This is a genomic window from Pseudomonas sp. B7(2017), assembly GCF_002112745.1.
Taxonomy (GTDB): Bacteria; Pseudomonadota; Gammaproteobacteria; order Pseudomonadales; family Pseudomonadaceae; genus Aquipseudomonas; species Aquipseudomonas ekonensis.
In genome coordinates, this window is the sequence record NZ_NEIP01000002.1 from 1 (window position 1) to 12,402 (window position 12,402).

Below are 12,402 nucleotides of genomic sequence, written 5' to 3' on the forward strand. Positions count from 1 at the left end.
GAAATCTCCCACGGTCTGTACTGCGTCAACAGTCAGAATCCAGCCTAGTCCCTCCTCCTCCCTTCAAGTACCAGCATACAAGCCAGCCTGCTGGCGATGGCGTCAGTGAAGGCACCTGCTGATCCCCCCGCAAGCCCATGCTAGAGTGCTCGGCCCCGCCCCCGGAGCCTGTCATGAGCCTCTTGATCCGCAGTTGCGCCGCCTTGTTCCTGACCCTCAGCCTGCCCCTGGCCGCCGCGCCCCTGCACAGCCAGTTCTTGCCGCCGGACGACCTGACCCTGCGCGACGCCGAACCCGAGCAGCAGCAATTGCTGCAGGTCACCGACTATTCGGTGGTGGTGGGGGCCCAGCGTCAGTCCAACCAGCAGCCGATCCCGGTCACCTCGTCGCTGATGATCCGCCTCAAGGGCAAGTCCTTGAACAAGGGCGCGACGGTCACGCAGGTGCTGGTCAATTTCGACGGCGAAAGCAAAAGCCTGAAGAAACCGGCGTATGACGACAAGGCCAAGACCCTCACGCTGTTCTACCCGCTGGCCCAGTACCGGGTGGTGATCGATCTGCTGCGCAACGACACGGTGTATGTCCAGTTCCTCAGTTACGCCAACGGCCACATCTGGGCCGATTTGCACACCGGGTCCGTGCGGTCGCGTTGAGCGCCGAGCCTGCGCGGGGGTAAACTGCCCGCCCCGTGAAATGTCCGCGAGCTGGAGTCGGCAATGCGTAAAGATAAGAAGCAAGTGATTGGTGACGAGATCGGCGATGAGCAGATCAAACTGTTCCTGGACTTCGAGCCGGCCGATGCCACCTCGCCGTCGCTGCACAAACTGATCAAGGCCTATCGCGGTCTGCGCATCGACGACTTCGAGCGCTTCCTGACGTTTTTCCTGGCCGCCGGCCTGGATCTGGACGGCAAGGACGAGCAGGGCAAGACCTTCGTCGAGCTGATCCGCGATCAGCGCAACGCGCCGGAGTACATCGAGCTGATCGAGAAGGCCCGCGGCTGACCGCCCTCGCCACAGGCATAAAAAAACGCCCCGCACTCACTGAGTGCGGGGCGTTTTTCATGGGGCGCGATCAAGCGAAGCTTGGGGTCTCGCTGCTTTCCTCGACCAGCTCCAGGGCGATGTTGTTCTGCGTGTTGATCTTGCGGTACAGCGCAGCATCGGTTTCCAGCGCCTTTTCACGGGCCGGGAAGATTTCCGCCAGTTTGGCGGCCCACTCGCCCTTGGCCTTGCCCGGGAAGCATTTCTCGATCAGCTCGAGCATGATCGACACGGTCACGGAGGCGCCTGGCGAAGCGCCGAGCAGGGCGGCCAGAGAACCGTCCTTCGCCGCCACCAGTTCGGTGCCGAACTGCAGGATGCCGCCCTTTTTCGGGTCTTTCTTGATGATCTGCACCCGCTGGCCGGCCACTTCCAGGCGCCAGTCCTCGGCTTTCGCCTGCGGGTAGAAGCGGCGCAGGGACTCCAGGCGCTGCTCCATCGACTGCATCACTTCGCTGACCAGGTACTTGGTCAGGTCCATGTTGTTCTTCGCCACGGCCAGCATCGGGCCGATGTTGCCGGCGCGCACCGACATCGGCAGGTCCATGAACGAACCGTGCTTGAGGAACTTGGTGGTGAAGCCGGCGTACGGCCCGAACAGCAGGGATTTCTTGCCGTCGACCACGCGGGTGTCCAGGTGCGGCACGGACATCGGCGGCGAACCCACGGCGGCCTGGCTGTAGACCTTGGCCTGGTGGTGCTTGACCACTTCCGGGTTGTCGCAGCGCAGCCACTGGCCGCTGATCGGGAAGCCGCCGAAGCCTTTGCTCTCTTCGATGCCCGAAGCCTGCAGCAGCGGCAGGGCCGCGCCGCCGGCGCCGAGGAACACGAACTTGGCGTCGACTTCACGGCTGTTGCCGCTGTTGACGTCCTTGATGCTGACGGTCCAGCCGTTGCCGTTGCGCTTGAGGCCGGTCACGCGCTTGCAGTACTTGACCTGGGCATCGGGTGCGCTGGTCAGGTGCTTGAGCAACTGATTGGTGAGGGCGCCGAAGTTGACGTCGGTGCCATTGAGCACGCGGGTGGCGGCCAGCACCTGATCGGCCGGGCGGCCCGGCATCATCAGCGGCATCCACTCGGCCATCTTGGCCTTGTCTTCGGTGTATTCCATATCGGCGAACGCGTGGTGCTTGCTCAGCACCTTGAAGCGTTCCTTGAGGAACGACACGCCTTTGTCGCCTTCGACATAGCTCAGGTGCGGCACCGGGCTGATGAACGATTTGCACGAGCCGAACGTGCCCTTGCGGGTCAGGTAGGACCAGAACTGCTTCGACACCTCGAACTGGGTGTTGATGTGCACGGCCTTCTTGATGTCGACGGTGCCGTCGGCAGCCTGCGGCGTGTAGTTCAGCTCGCACAGGCCGGCGTGGCCGGTGCCCGCGTTGTTCCACGGGTTGGAACTCTCCGCGGCTCCGGAATCCATCAGCTCGACGACTTCCAGCTTGATCGCCGGGTCGAGCTCCTTGAGCAGCACCGCAAGGGTGGCGCTCATGATGCCGGCCCCTACCAGAACTACGTCGACTGCTTCGTTATGCGCCATTTAACGCGTCTCCAAAATCTGCAGCACCAAATTGTCGGCATGGCTGCCAGGTGTTCCGGGGCAGGTCAGTGGCGCCCCAGGTAACCCATGGCCAGGATCGCCATGTCCGAATCTTCGCAATTTTTCGCAACTTCGACGGATGCAGACGGCCCGGCCTCATGAGCTCCATGAACTCATTTCGGCGCGCGGCTGGCAATTCGACTTATGGTCGAGTCATCCGTTCGTGCAACCAAATCCGTAGCGGACAGGCATCAGGCTCCGGTGTTCGAGGCGTACGCGGTCCTGTGTCGTTGGGCTGTTGTAGACGCTAATGGTGCATGTTCAGACGCAAAACTATTCATTTGCTCGCCACACTCTTGTGAAGTTGTGAAAACCCGTTTTTTTCACGCTCTTTTGAAGACGTGAACCTCAAAAAGGGCTGCCCCGGCCGGGCACCGTGCCCGGATGGATGGCCGCCGGTGAACACGGGGCGGGCAACACGGGCAAACAACTCAGTGACCGAGCGTCATGACAGCTCTGCAGATTCGCGAAAAGCGGGTTTTTGCCTGGGAAACAGCAAGCGCGCCGGCTTCACTCGATCTGTGTGGGCGGCTCTCTGTGGGCGGTTTCGGATGCCAATGCCTGGGCATTGACGCTGTTGCGGGGCCCGATCAGGAGACGACCTTATAATCGGGGGGAGATTGTATCGAAGAAATGCGGGGATTTGCTCGTGTTTGATGACTTTTATTAGGCATCCGGTCAGATGCCGAAAACCGCTTGCGCCCGTGCGCGCGGCCGCGACGCTTCGACGCGGGCGCTGGCCGGCAGCGGCTTGTGCAGCCAGTTGAGGCGAATTTCCTCGATTTCCACCCAGCCTTCGCCCATCGGTTGCAGGCTGCATTGCTTGAACGCCTGGCAATGGCCGTTGCGGTCGAGCAGGGCGAAGCTGCGGTGCAGGGGGCGCGGCGCGAAGAGCGAGATCAGATGGCGCATGGCGAAATACCTTTTGGAGTACGTGCTGCGAAGGTTGCCGCCAGGCCATGACGTCATCGTGTAGGGGCGGTGAACAATCTGTGACAGGAACCGCCCAGGGCCGGGCCTGTCTGAGATTCCGTGCTGGTGAGCCGCAGTGGCCCACCGCTATACTGCCGGCCTGTCTGTGCCTGATTCTGGAGAGAAGAGCATGTTGCAACGCCTGTTGTTCGGTTTGATCACAGTGACCGGTTTGACCCTGGCCGGCTGCGCCCACAGCCCGCAACAGCTGAGCCCGGAACCGAAGCTGACCAGCCAACTGGCACCGGTCGGCCGCGGCCAGCCGGTGGTGGTGCGCGTGGTGGACGGCCGTCCGTCGCCGACCCTGGGCACCCGCGGGGGCCTGTACCCTGAGACCAGCGCCATCACCGTGCAGCGCGAACAGATCCTGCCCAAGCTGCAGGCCCAGGCCGAGGCGGCCGTGCGTCTGCTGGGCTTCACCCCGTCCAACGGCGCCATGAACGCGCCGCAGCTGACCGTGACCCTGACCGAGCTCAAGTACCAGTCGCCGAAGGAAGGCATGTACGTGACCGAGGCCACCATCGGCGCGACCTTCCGCTCCGACGTGCAGAGCGGCAACCGCCGCTACAGCGGCCGCTACGGCGCCTCGCTGGATCAGCGCTTCGGCATGGCGCCGAACCAGGAAACCAACACCAAACTGGTCAGCGACGTGCTGAGCGACGCCTTGACCCGTCTGTTCAAGGATCCGAGCATCGGCCAGATCCTCGCCGAGTAAGCGGTTCGCCTGATGCGCAAAAGCCCGGCGCCAGCGATGGCCCCGGGCTTTTTCATGTCCGCCGCCGGACGCTGCCCCCTCCAGGGAGCCTGTTCGTGATGAGGGTGTGTCAGGCGGCATGCGTATTGAATGTCAGTCCGTTATCGCCAGCAGGCTGGCTCCCACAGGTTCGGAGGCAGTCGCAGGTTGCGTGCACGACGCGGTCGTTATGGGAGCCAGCCTGCTGGCGATGGCTTCGACGGCGGCCGGGCGTCAGGCGGCCTGGGAGTAGAAGTCCAGCACGCTGACGCCCGTCAGCAGGTCGGTTTCCGGCAGATCGGCGTGCTGATGGCCGCCGAGGGCGCAATACACCAGCCAGCGGCGGTCCTGCACGTTGAACGCCAGGCTGCCGACGAGGGCCTGCTGTTCGTCGGTCGGGGTGATGAGGTAGAGGCGGTCCTGGTTTTCGGCGTGAAGCATGCTGCGTTCCGTGTCGGTTTCGAGGCGCGCATGGTGGCCGATGCAAATGACGAAGTCGTGACACAGGGCAACCATCGGTCGATTGCGCCGTTGTTTGTCGCAAAGGGTGGGGACGCAGGGGAGGGTTGCGCTAGAATCCGCGCCGCGGTCGTCGGTCTGGCGTTCGCCATACCGGTTCAGTTCGAGGCTCAAAGATGTCGCTGCACTTGATGACGTTGTTCACCGCCCATCCCGCCAAGTTGATCAACCTGCTGGCGCTGGCGTTCGCCTTCCCGGGCAGCTGGCTGCTGCACGCGACCCGCCGCCGTGAGCAGCGCGCGCTGGCGAACATCGCCGCCCAGCGCCGGATCCAGCCGGACCAGGAGCCGGTGCTCGACTGGGCGACCCTGCGCATGAACCGGTTCTTCTACCGTTTCGGCTTCGCTTGCCTGGGCCTTGCGCTGCTGGTGTCCTGGATCAGCACCCGCGTCTGAAGGCCGTGCAGGCCCCGTGGGGTGAACCCGCCCCATCACGAAGAACGGCGCCCGAGGGCGCCGTTGCTGTGTCTGCCTACAGCGGCAACCCCGCCTTGACCCGGTACTGATTGCGCACCGGCGTCGCATATTGCAGCACCAGGTACGGACGGTGCTCCTCGGGGCAGGCGTCCAGCCGGCGCTGCCACTCTTCCCGCGCCTTGGCCAGCTCATCGACGCCGAACACATCGGCGGCCTTGGGCACCTGCAGCTGCGGATCGGCGTCCGCCCACTGCGCGTACGCCAGGTAATGCACCGGGAACAGGCGGTAGCCGCCGAGGATCTGCCGGTCCATCTCCACCGCCAGTTGCTTGGTGTCTTCGTAGAACGCCGTGATCGGCGCGGCGAAGTTCACGTGCACCCGGCCCTTGTAGCCGGTGATGCCCTTGGCGATGCTCACGTCGTCTTCGCCCGGCGCCTTGCTGTAGGTGCCGGTGGTGGCGCGGATGTACAGCTCGCGGGCCTTGGCCTGGTCGCACGGGTCGTATTCGTAGCTGATCGACACCGGGGTCAGGTTCAGCGACTGGATGACCTCGCCGAACGGCTCGTCCTTGCGGCTCATGTGGAACATCTTGAGGATGGCCGACTCGGTGCGGTCGTCGCCGTCCTTGGCCCGGCCCTCGGCCTGGGCGATCCAGATCGAGGCGCAATCGTTGCGGATCGAATGGTTGATGTACGCCGACAACAGCTGGTACGCCGCCATCTTTTCCCGGCGCCCGGTGATCGAACGGTGCACGATGAAGCTCTTGTTCAGGCGCATCAGGTCGCTGACGAAGGGCTTTTGCAGCAGGTTGTCGCCGATCGCGATGCGCGGGGTCGGCAGGCCGGCGTGGTACACGGCGTAGTTGACGAAGGCCGGGTCCATCACGATGTCGCGGTGGTTGGCGATGAACAGGTAGGCGCTGCCGGACTTGAACTGCTCGACGCCGGTGTAGGTCACGCCGTCGGTGGCCCGCTCGATGGTGTGGTCGACGTAGAACTCGACCTTGTCCTGCAGGGTGGCCACCGAGGTCACGCCGGCGAACTCACGGCGCAGCCGATGGGCGATGAGGGGCTTGAGCATCCAGCCCAAGGCACCGGCGAAACGCGGGAAGCGGAAGTGGGTGAGGATATCTAGAAACGCCTTGTCGCCGAGCAGCCGCGCCAGTACCGCAGGTACTTCGCTGTCGTCGTAAGGTCGGATGGCATCGAATTCGCCCATCATGCTCTCTTGTTGGAAACGGCTAGGGTAAGTAAAGGTGTTGATCGAAAACCAACGGGGCACGGTCTGAAAAGGTAGCCAGACAAAAAAGGCCCTGCAAACAGACCGGCGATTATACGCACAAGTCACTCGGAAGACCGCGATGCTGGAAGCCGCAAGTTATGATTGCCCGTACTGCGGGGAAGAGGTCGAGACCACCGTGGACCTGTCCGGCGGCGACCAGGAATACATCGAAGACTGCCAGGTGTGCTGCAAGCCGATCCGGTTCGTGTTGCAGGTGCACGGCGAGGAGTGGTTGCTCGACGTGTACGGCGAAAACGACTGAGGGGCGCGCATGCAGCGGATCTACGAGCCGGAAAACCTGATGGAAGGCGAGATGCTCAAGGGCATGCTCGAAAGCGAGGGCATCGAGGCGCACCTGGTGGGTCGCGACCTGCTCGGCGGGGCGGGCGAGCTGCCGGTCTTCGGCCTGCTCGGGCTGTCGGTCGACAATGATCAGGCCGAGTACGCCAGCGAACTGATCCGGGCGTACAATGCCGCGCTGCCGCTGCCCGGCGATGAACCGGACAGCTACCCCGGTACGCTGGTCTGTTAGGCTGGCGTTCGATTTATTTGCGAGCCGTGTTGCCCCATGTGTGGACGTTATGCCCTGTTCCGCTGGAACCGTGATTTTGCGGCCCTGCCCGGTTTCCCGGCCGATCAGCAGGCGCAGTGGAACATTTCCCCCAACGATTCGGTGCTGATGCTGCGCGCCGAAGCCGACGGTCAGCGCACGCTGGCCCGTGCCCGCTGGGGCCTGACGCCGCCGTGGCTGACCGACCTGTCCCGCACCCCGGCCCATGCCCGGGCCGAGACCGTCGCCGAGCAACCGATGTTCCGCGAGGCCCTGCGCCAGCGCCGTTGCCTGCTGCCGGCCAACGGTTTCTACGAATGGCGCGGCAGCGCGCGCAAGCGGCCGTACTGGCTGACGCCGGGGGAGGGCGCTTCGCTGTTCTTCGCGGCGATCTGGGAGGCCTACCCGGTGCAGGAGCAGGTGTGGCTGAGCACGGCGGTCATCACCCAGCCGGCCATGAGCCAGCGCCGGCCGCTGATCCTGGATGAAGCGGGGCAGGCGGCATGGCTGGATCCGCAAACGCCGCTGCATGCCTTGCACGCGCTGCTGGCCGGCGAGCCCGTGGCGCTGCGCGAGCGGGTGCTGGCCAACCTGGTCAACGATCCCAAGCTCAACGGCCCGGAGTGCCTGACCCCGGCCTGACGCGGAACCCGAACCTCCACCATCGCCAGCAGGCTGGCTCCCACAGGGGATCGCGGGTGCCTGCGGAATCCGCGGTTCTCACCGAACCCTGCGGGAGCGAGCCTGCAAGCGATGAGGTCGGCTCATCCGACATCACCTGTGCCTGATCCACCGCCATCGCCAGCAAGGATCTGGTGGCCAGGCAGAACTGCGGTCACTGCAAAACCCTGTGGGAGCGGGCTTGCCCGCGATGAGGCCGGCCCATTCGGCATCTATGCGTCAGGCTGCCTCCCACAGTTTTTCACCACCGTCCCCCTGTGGGAGCGAGCCTGCTCGCGATAAGGCCCGCAGGGCCTTCCCGCCGGTCAGACCTTGAACTGATTGATCAGCCGGCGCTGCTGCTCCGCAAGTTTGGTCAGGTCGGCGCTGGCCGAACTCGATTCGTCGGCGCCGCCCGCGACTTCGTTGGCCACCTGGCCGATGTTGATCACGTTGCGGTTGATGTCGTCGGCCACCGCGCTCTGTTCCTCGGCGGCGCTGGCGATCTGGGTGTTCATGTCGTTGATCACCGACACCGCCTGGGTGATGGTCTCCAGCGCTTCGGCGGCCTTGGCCGCGTGCTGCACGCTTTCGTCGGTGCGGCTCTGGCTGTCCTCCATGACCCGCACCACTTCGCGGGTGCCCTGCTGCAACTGCTGGATCATGCTCTGGATTTCTTCGGTGGCCTGCTGGGTCTTCTGCGCCAGGTTGCGCACCTCGTCGGCCACCACCGCGAAACCGCGGCCCTGCTCGCCGGCGCGGGCCGCTTCGATGGCCGCGTTCAGGGCCAGCAGGTTGGTCTGTTCGGCGATGGCACGGATGGCGATGAGGATCGCGTTGATGTTCTCGCTGTCCTTGGCCAGTGCCTGCACCACTTCCACGGCCTTGCCGATCTCCACGGCCAGCACGCCGATCGACTTCGACGTGTCGCTGACGATCTGCATGCCTTGGCTCGCAGCCTGGTCGGCATGGCTGGCCGCCTGCGCGGCTTGGGTCGCGTTGCGCGCCACGTCCTGGGCGGTGGCGGTCATCTCCTGCACGGCGGTGGCCACCTGGTCGATCTCGGCCATCTGCTTCTGCACGCCGATGTTGGTGCGGATGGCGATGTCGGCGGTGTGCTCGGACGAATCGCTGACGCTCTGCACCGACGTCACCACCTGGGTGATCATCGCCTGCAACTTGGCCAGGAACGTGTTGAAGCCTTTGGCGATCGAGCCCAGCTCATCGCTGCGGTCGCTGCTCAGGCGGCGGGTCAGGTCGCCTTCGCCCTGGGCGATGTCGTCGAGCATGGTCACCATCTGCTTGAGCGGACGGGCGATGCCGTGGCCCACCAGCCAGATCACCAGCAGGCCGAGGCCGGCGATGATCAGGCCGACCATGGCCATGCCGAAAGTGTCGGATTTGCGCTGGGCGTCGAGGTCGCCCTGGAGTTTCTGCAGGTCGGCCATCACCGCGTTCAGCGGCAATTGCAGCATCAAGGTCCAGCGCGCGTCGGTCTGGCCGATGCCGAACGGCAGGTACAGCTCGATCCGCCCTTGTTCCTTGCTGACGGTGTAGGTGACTTCGCCGCGCTTGAGATTGGCCATGTTGGCGATCTGCTGGCTGTTGAGGATGTCGCTGACCTTCTCGCCGAACTTGCTCGGATCCTTGGTGTAGGCCACGATCCGGCCGTTGCCGCCGATCAGGGCCATCTGCCCGGCGCCGGCGTACAGTTTCTGGTTGGCGGCCAGGAGCATCTCCTGGATGAAGTTCACCGACAGGTCGGCGCCGACGATGCCCTGGAACGCGCCGTTGAGCATGATCGGCTCGATGAACGAGGCGAGCATCACGACCTTGTCGCCGACCTTGTACGGCGCCGGGTCGATCACGCAGGACTTCTTGGTTTCCTTCGAGCACAGGTAGTACTCGCTGGCGCGCACGCCGGTGGACAGGACTTTCTGGTCGTCCACATCCACCAGTTTGTCCAGGCCCAGGGTGCCGTCGTCATTGCGGAACCACCACGGCAGGAAGCGCCCGTTGGTGGCGTCGATGCCCACCACCTGGGTGCCGACGTAGGCGGCGTCGTTGTGGTCCAGGGCGTTCTTTTCCCAGCCGATGTAGGTGCCGAGGATTTTCGGGTTCTTCTCGACGTTTTCCTTGATCAGGCTGATCAACTGCTCGCGGCTGACGGTCAGCCGGGGCTGGCCGTCGGCGCCCGGCGTGCCGAGCAGGGCGTTGACCCGCACCAGCCCGCCGGCGATCAGCAGCGGCGCTTCGAGCTCGCGCTGGATCTGGCTGACCTGGGTCTGCGCCAGAGACGTCAGACGCTGTTCAATGACCTGCTCGAACTGGGCCTGGGTGCGTTCCTGCACCATGTCTTGCGTCCGGGCGCCGGAGAACAGCGCATACAGCACCAGCGCGGCCACCACGCTGAGAACGATGGCGCCGGCCAGGGCCGCCACGGAAAACTGGATCGACTTGAATTTCATGGGAGCTCCGCACGCAGGAAGACGTCTGCGCTGATGTATCGGCAGCGGGCACGGAGCCATGAGCGGATTGCGCCGGAATAAAAGAAGGATGTCGCAAATGGATCGGTGCGCGACGCAGTGGCGGAAGGCATTGCGGCGGGTATGAATTTTTTCCTACAGGGGCGCGGAGGCTTTCTGAAAGTACGTGCAACACGTCTGTTGGATCTGGCGCGGCTACCGTTACCCGCCTAGGATACGCGCAGGTTTCCAGGGAGCTTTTGAATGAACAAGATTTGGGTTGCAGGTGCGCTGGGCGCAGCGCTGTCGCTGGCCGGTTGCCAGTCGGTCAACACCACCAGCGGCGGCGCCGTGGGTGTGGAACGCAAGCAGTACATGTTCAGCATGCTGTCCTCGCAGGAAGTCGACCAGATGTATGCCCAGTCCTATCAGAAGACGGTGGGCGAGGCGTCCGGCAAGGGCGTGCTGGACAAGACCAGCAACGACGCGAAACGCGTTCAGGCCATCGCGAACCGGCTGATTGCGCAGGCGCCGAACTTCCGTCCGGACGCTGCGCAGTGGAAGTGGGAGGTCAACCTGATCAAGAGCGATGAGCTCAACGCCAACTGCGGCCCCGGCGGCAAGATCATTTTCTACACCGGGCTGATCGACAGCCTGAAGCTGACCGACGACGAGATCGCCGCGGTCATGGGCCATGAGATCGCCCACGCCTTGCGCGAGCACGGCCGTGAGGCGATGTCCAAGGCCTACGGCATCGAAATGGCCAAGCAGGGGGCCGGTGCGCTGCTCGGCCTGGGTCAGGACAGCCTGGCCCTCGCCGACACGGTGGCCAACTACGGCATGACCCTGCCCAACAGCCGCGCCAACGAAAACGAAGCCGACCTGATCGGCCTCGAACTCGCCGCCCGGGCCGGCTACAACCCGAACGCCGCGATCACCCTGTGGAACAAGATGAGCAAGGCCTCGGAAGGCGCACCGCCGGAGTTCATGAGCACGCACCCGGCCTCGTCCAGCCGGATCGCCTCGTTGCAGGCGGCGATTCCGAAGGTGATGCCGTTGTACGAGAAAGCGCCGAAGTCCTGATGGACACCCTGCGCGGCTGGTGGCCCCTTCGCGGGCAAGCCCGCTCCCACAAGGACGGTTCAGCGCAGATTCCCGTGGGGGGCACCTGTCTTGTCTTGGTCCTGTGGTGCCCGGACTGACGCCATCGCCAGCAGGCTGGCTCCCACAAGGGATCTCGGGTGAATGCTGGGGCTGTGGTCACCGCAGAATCCTGTGGGAGCGGGCTTGCCCGCGATGAACGATAACGCGACTTCGCAGGCTTGCCGCGTCAGACCCAGCCGCTGCTCTGCATCGCCTTGTACACCGCGACGATCGCCAGAATCATGAAGGCCGAAGCCGCCAGGCGACGGATCAGCGTCAGCGGCAGTTTCTCCGCCGCGAAATTCCCCGCCAGCACCACCGGCACGTTGGCGATCAGCATGCCTGCGGTGGTGCCGATGATCACCAGCCACAGCTCCGGGTACTGCGCCGCCAGCATCACCGTGGCGATCTGGGTCTTGTCACCGATTTCCGCCAGGAAGAACGCGATCAGCGTGGTCAGGAACGGCCCGAACTTGCGGGCCGTGCTGGCCTCGTCGTCGTCCATCTTGTCCGGCACCAGGGTCCACAGGGCCGTGGCGGCGAAGCTGGCCGCGAGGATCCAGTGCAGGACGGAGTCGGAGAAGAAACTGCCGAACCAGGCGCCGACCGCACCGGCGGCCGCATGGTTGGCCAGGGTCGCGGCGACGATGCCGGCGATGATCGGCCAGGGTTTGCGAAAGCGTGCGGCGAGAATGAGCGCGAGCAGTTGCGTCTTGTCGCCGATTTCGGCGAGGGCAACGATGGCGGTGGGAACGAGCAGCGAGTCCAGCATCAGGATTTCCTAAGGGGCGGGTCGACACGGCTATGACACGTACAGCCTTCCCGCCCCGGGTAAGGTGTGCGTGTCATAGGTCTTGTCAAACCCTGCGGTCCGTCTGGTGCGGACGCTGGGGTCGCATACGCCATGATCTGCGGATCAAGTGTGTTGACGTATGCCGGACGAGCTAGGCGCTCGTGGGAGACTACTCCCCTAGGACGGAGCGGATTCTGCCTAGGCAAATCCGATTGGGCAAGTACAA

At 64.4% G+C, this 12,402-nt stretch carries 14 protein-coding genes, 1 pseudogene and 1 riboswitch; of the genes and pseudogenes, 8 read left to right on the forward strand and 7 right to left on the reverse strand.

All coding sequences use genetic code 11. The annotated features are described in order from the left end of the window. The first annotated feature begins 173 nt into the window (after positions 1 to 173). Positions 174 to 653 (forward strand): hypothetical protein, encoded by a 480-nt coding sequence (locus tag CAG29_RS03575; protein ID WP_085629380.1) that lies wholly within the window; start codon positions 174 to 176, stop codon positions 651 to 653. Positions 654 to 716: 63 nt separating this feature from the next. Continuing rightward, positions 717 to 1,004, forward strand: coding sequence for a PA4642 family protein (locus CAG29_RS03580; RefSeq protein WP_085656723.1), 288 nt, complete (start codon positions 717 to 719; stop codon positions 1,002 to 1,004). Positions 1,005 to 1,074: 70 nt separating this feature from the next. Here CAG29_RS03580 and mqo read toward each other — a convergent pair whose 3' ends face one another. After that, positions 1,075 to 2,583: a malate dehydrogenase (quinone) gene (mqo, locus tag CAG29_RS03585; protein WP_085584757.1), complete on the reverse strand. Its 1,509-nt coding sequence runs from the start codon at positions 2,581 to 2,583 to the stop codon at positions 1,075 to 1,077. A 738-nt stretch (positions 2,584 to 3,321) separates the two neighbouring features. After that, the gene (locus tag CAG29_RS03590) at positions 3,322 to 3,555 is read right to left on the reverse strand and encodes a hypothetical protein (RefSeq protein ID WP_085584759.1); all 234 of its coding nucleotides are present in this window, start codon (positions 3,553 to 3,555) and stop codon (positions 3,322 to 3,324) included. 190 nt (positions 3,556 to 3,745) lie between these two features. Between CAG29_RS03590 and CAG29_RS03595 the strand changes: the two genes are divergently transcribed. Then, entirely contained in the window at positions 3,746 to 4,330 is a 585-nt protein-coding gene (locus CAG29_RS03595) for a YajG family lipoprotein (RefSeq protein ID WP_085584761.1), read from the forward strand. A 252-nt stretch (positions 4,331 to 4,582) separates the two neighbouring features. On the opposite strand, the gene CAG29_RS03600 is transcribed toward CAG29_RS03595, so the two are convergent. Next, positions 4,583 to 4,789 (reverse strand): hypothetical protein, encoded by a 207-nt coding sequence (locus tag CAG29_RS03600; RefSeq protein WP_085584935.1) that lies wholly within the window; start codon positions 4,787 to 4,789, stop codon positions 4,583 to 4,585. Positions 4,790 to 4,983: 194 nt separating this feature from the next. On the opposite strand from CAG29_RS03600, the gene CAG29_RS03605 reads away from it, so the two are divergent. Continuing rightward, a complete protein-coding gene (locus tag CAG29_RS03605) occupies positions 4,984 to 5,262 on the forward strand; it encodes a hypothetical protein (protein WP_085584763.1) in 279 nt (92 codons plus the stop codon). Between the two features lie 76 nt (positions 5,263 to 5,338). On the opposite strand, the gene CAG29_RS03610 is transcribed toward CAG29_RS03605, so the two are convergent. Further along, on the reverse strand, positions 5,339 to 6,505 hold the full coding sequence (locus CAG29_RS03610) for a 1-acyl-sn-glycerol-3-phosphate acyltransferase (RefSeq protein WP_085584765.1): 1,167 nt from the start codon (positions 6,503 to 6,505) through the stop codon (positions 5,339 to 5,341). A 139-nt stretch (positions 6,506 to 6,644) separates the two neighbouring features. Between CAG29_RS03610 and CAG29_RS03615 the strand changes: the two genes are divergently transcribed. The 3 genes from CAG29_RS03615 to CAG29_RS03625 are packed head-to-tail and all read left to right on the forward strand — an operon-like array spanning position 6,645 to position 7,757. Then, complete coding sequence (locus tag CAG29_RS03615) at positions 6,645 to 6,827, forward strand: CPXCG motif-containing cysteine-rich protein (RefSeq protein ID WP_085584767.1); 183 nt, start codon at positions 6,645 to 6,647, stop codon at positions 6,825 to 6,827. A 9-nt stretch (positions 6,828 to 6,836) separates the two neighbouring features. Continuing rightward, entirely contained in the window at positions 6,837 to 7,097 is a 261-nt protein-coding gene (locus CAG29_RS03620; protein WP_085584769.1) for a putative signal transducing protein, read from the forward strand. A gap of 36 nt (positions 7,098 to 7,133) precedes the next feature. Continuing rightward, on the forward strand, positions 7,134 to 7,757 hold the full coding sequence (locus CAG29_RS03625) for an SOS response-associated peptidase (protein WP_085584771.1): 624 nt from the start codon (positions 7,134 to 7,136) through the stop codon (positions 7,755 to 7,757). A 344-nt stretch (positions 7,758 to 8,101) separates the two neighbouring features. Here CAG29_RS03625 and CAG29_RS28950 read toward each other — a convergent pair whose 3' ends face one another. After that, positions 8,102 to 8,944: a methyl-accepting chemotaxis protein gene (locus CAG29_RS28950; RefSeq protein WP_371856116.1), complete on the reverse strand. Its 843-nt coding sequence runs from the start codon at positions 8,942 to 8,944 to the stop codon at positions 8,102 to 8,104. A 12-nt stretch (positions 8,945 to 8,956) separates the two neighbouring features. Beyond that, positions 8,957 to 10,303: pseudogene (locus CAG29_RS28955) on the reverse strand (HAMP domain-containing protein); the annotation flags it as partial. A gap of 201 nt (positions 10,304 to 10,504) precedes the next feature. Between CAG29_RS28955 and CAG29_RS03635 the strand changes: the two are divergent. Beyond that, positions 10,505 to 11,323 (forward strand): M48 family metallopeptidase, encoded by an 819-nt coding sequence (locus tag CAG29_RS03635; protein ID WP_085584775.1) that lies wholly within the window; start codon positions 10,505 to 10,507, stop codon positions 11,321 to 11,323. Positions 11,324 to 11,570: 247 nt separating this feature from the next. On the opposite strand, the gene CAG29_RS03640 is transcribed toward CAG29_RS03635, so the two are convergent. Then, complete coding sequence (locus CAG29_RS03640; RefSeq protein ID WP_085584777.1) at positions 11,571 to 12,155, reverse strand: TMEM165/GDT1 family protein; 585 nt, start codon at positions 12,153 to 12,155, stop codon at positions 11,571 to 11,573. Between the two features lie 88 nt (positions 12,156 to 12,243). Beyond that, positions 12,244 to 12,366, reverse strand: a riboswitch (yybP-ykoY riboswitch). Positions 12,367 to 12,402 lie beyond the last annotated feature (36 nt).

Excerpts from the sequence above, each read along its gene's own strand:
- CAG29_RS03575 (WP_085629380.1), top strand. The coding sequence starts at position 174 with ATGAGCCTCTTGATCCGCAGTTGCGCCGCCTTGTTCCTGACCCTCAGC.
- CAG29_RS03580 (WP_085656723.1), top strand. The coding sequence starts at position 717 with ATGCGTAAAGATAAGAAGCAAGTGATTGGTGACGAGATCGGCGATGAG.
- mqo (WP_085584757.1), bottom strand. The coding sequence starts at position 2,583 with ATGGCGCATAACGAAGCAGTCGACGTAGTTCTGGTAGGGGCCGGCATC.
- CAG29_RS03590 (WP_085584759.1), bottom strand. The coding sequence starts at position 3,555 with ATGCGCCATCTGATCTCGCTCTTCGCGCCGCGCCCCCTGCACCGCAGC.
- CAG29_RS03595 (WP_085584761.1), top strand. The coding sequence starts at position 3,746 with ATGTTGCAACGCCTGTTGTTCGGTTTGATCACAGTGACCGGTTTGACC.
- CAG29_RS03600 (WP_085584935.1), bottom strand. The coding sequence starts at position 4,789 with ATGCTTCACGCCGAAAACCAGGACCGCCTCTACCTCATCACCCCGACC.
- CAG29_RS03605 (WP_085584763.1), top strand. The coding sequence starts at position 4,984 with ATGTCGCTGCACTTGATGACGTTGTTCACCGCCCATCCCGCCAAGTTG.
- CAG29_RS03610 (WP_085584765.1), bottom strand. The coding sequence starts at position 6,505 with ATGATGGGCGAATTCGATGCCATCCGACCTTACGACGACAGCGAAGTA.
- CAG29_RS03615 (WP_085584767.1), top strand. The coding sequence starts at position 6,645 with ATGCTGGAAGCCGCAAGTTATGATTGCCCGTACTGCGGGGAAGAGGTC.
- CAG29_RS03620 (WP_085584769.1), top strand. The coding sequence starts at position 6,837 with ATGCAGCGGATCTACGAGCCGGAAAACCTGATGGAAGGCGAGATGCTC.
- CAG29_RS03625 (WP_085584771.1), top strand. The coding sequence starts at position 7,134 with ATGTGTGGACGTTATGCCCTGTTCCGCTGGAACCGTGATTTTGCGGCC.
- CAG29_RS28950 (WP_371856116.1), bottom strand. The coding sequence starts at position 8,944 with ATGATCACCCAGGTGGTGACGTCGGTGCAGAGCGTCAGCGATTCGTCC.
- CAG29_RS03635 (WP_085584775.1), top strand. The coding sequence starts at position 10,505 with ATGAACAAGATTTGGGTTGCAGGTGCGCTGGGCGCAGCGCTGTCGCTG.
- CAG29_RS03640 (WP_085584777.1), bottom strand. The coding sequence starts at position 12,155 with ATGCTGGACTCGCTGCTCGTTCCCACCGCCATCGTTGCCCTCGCCGAA.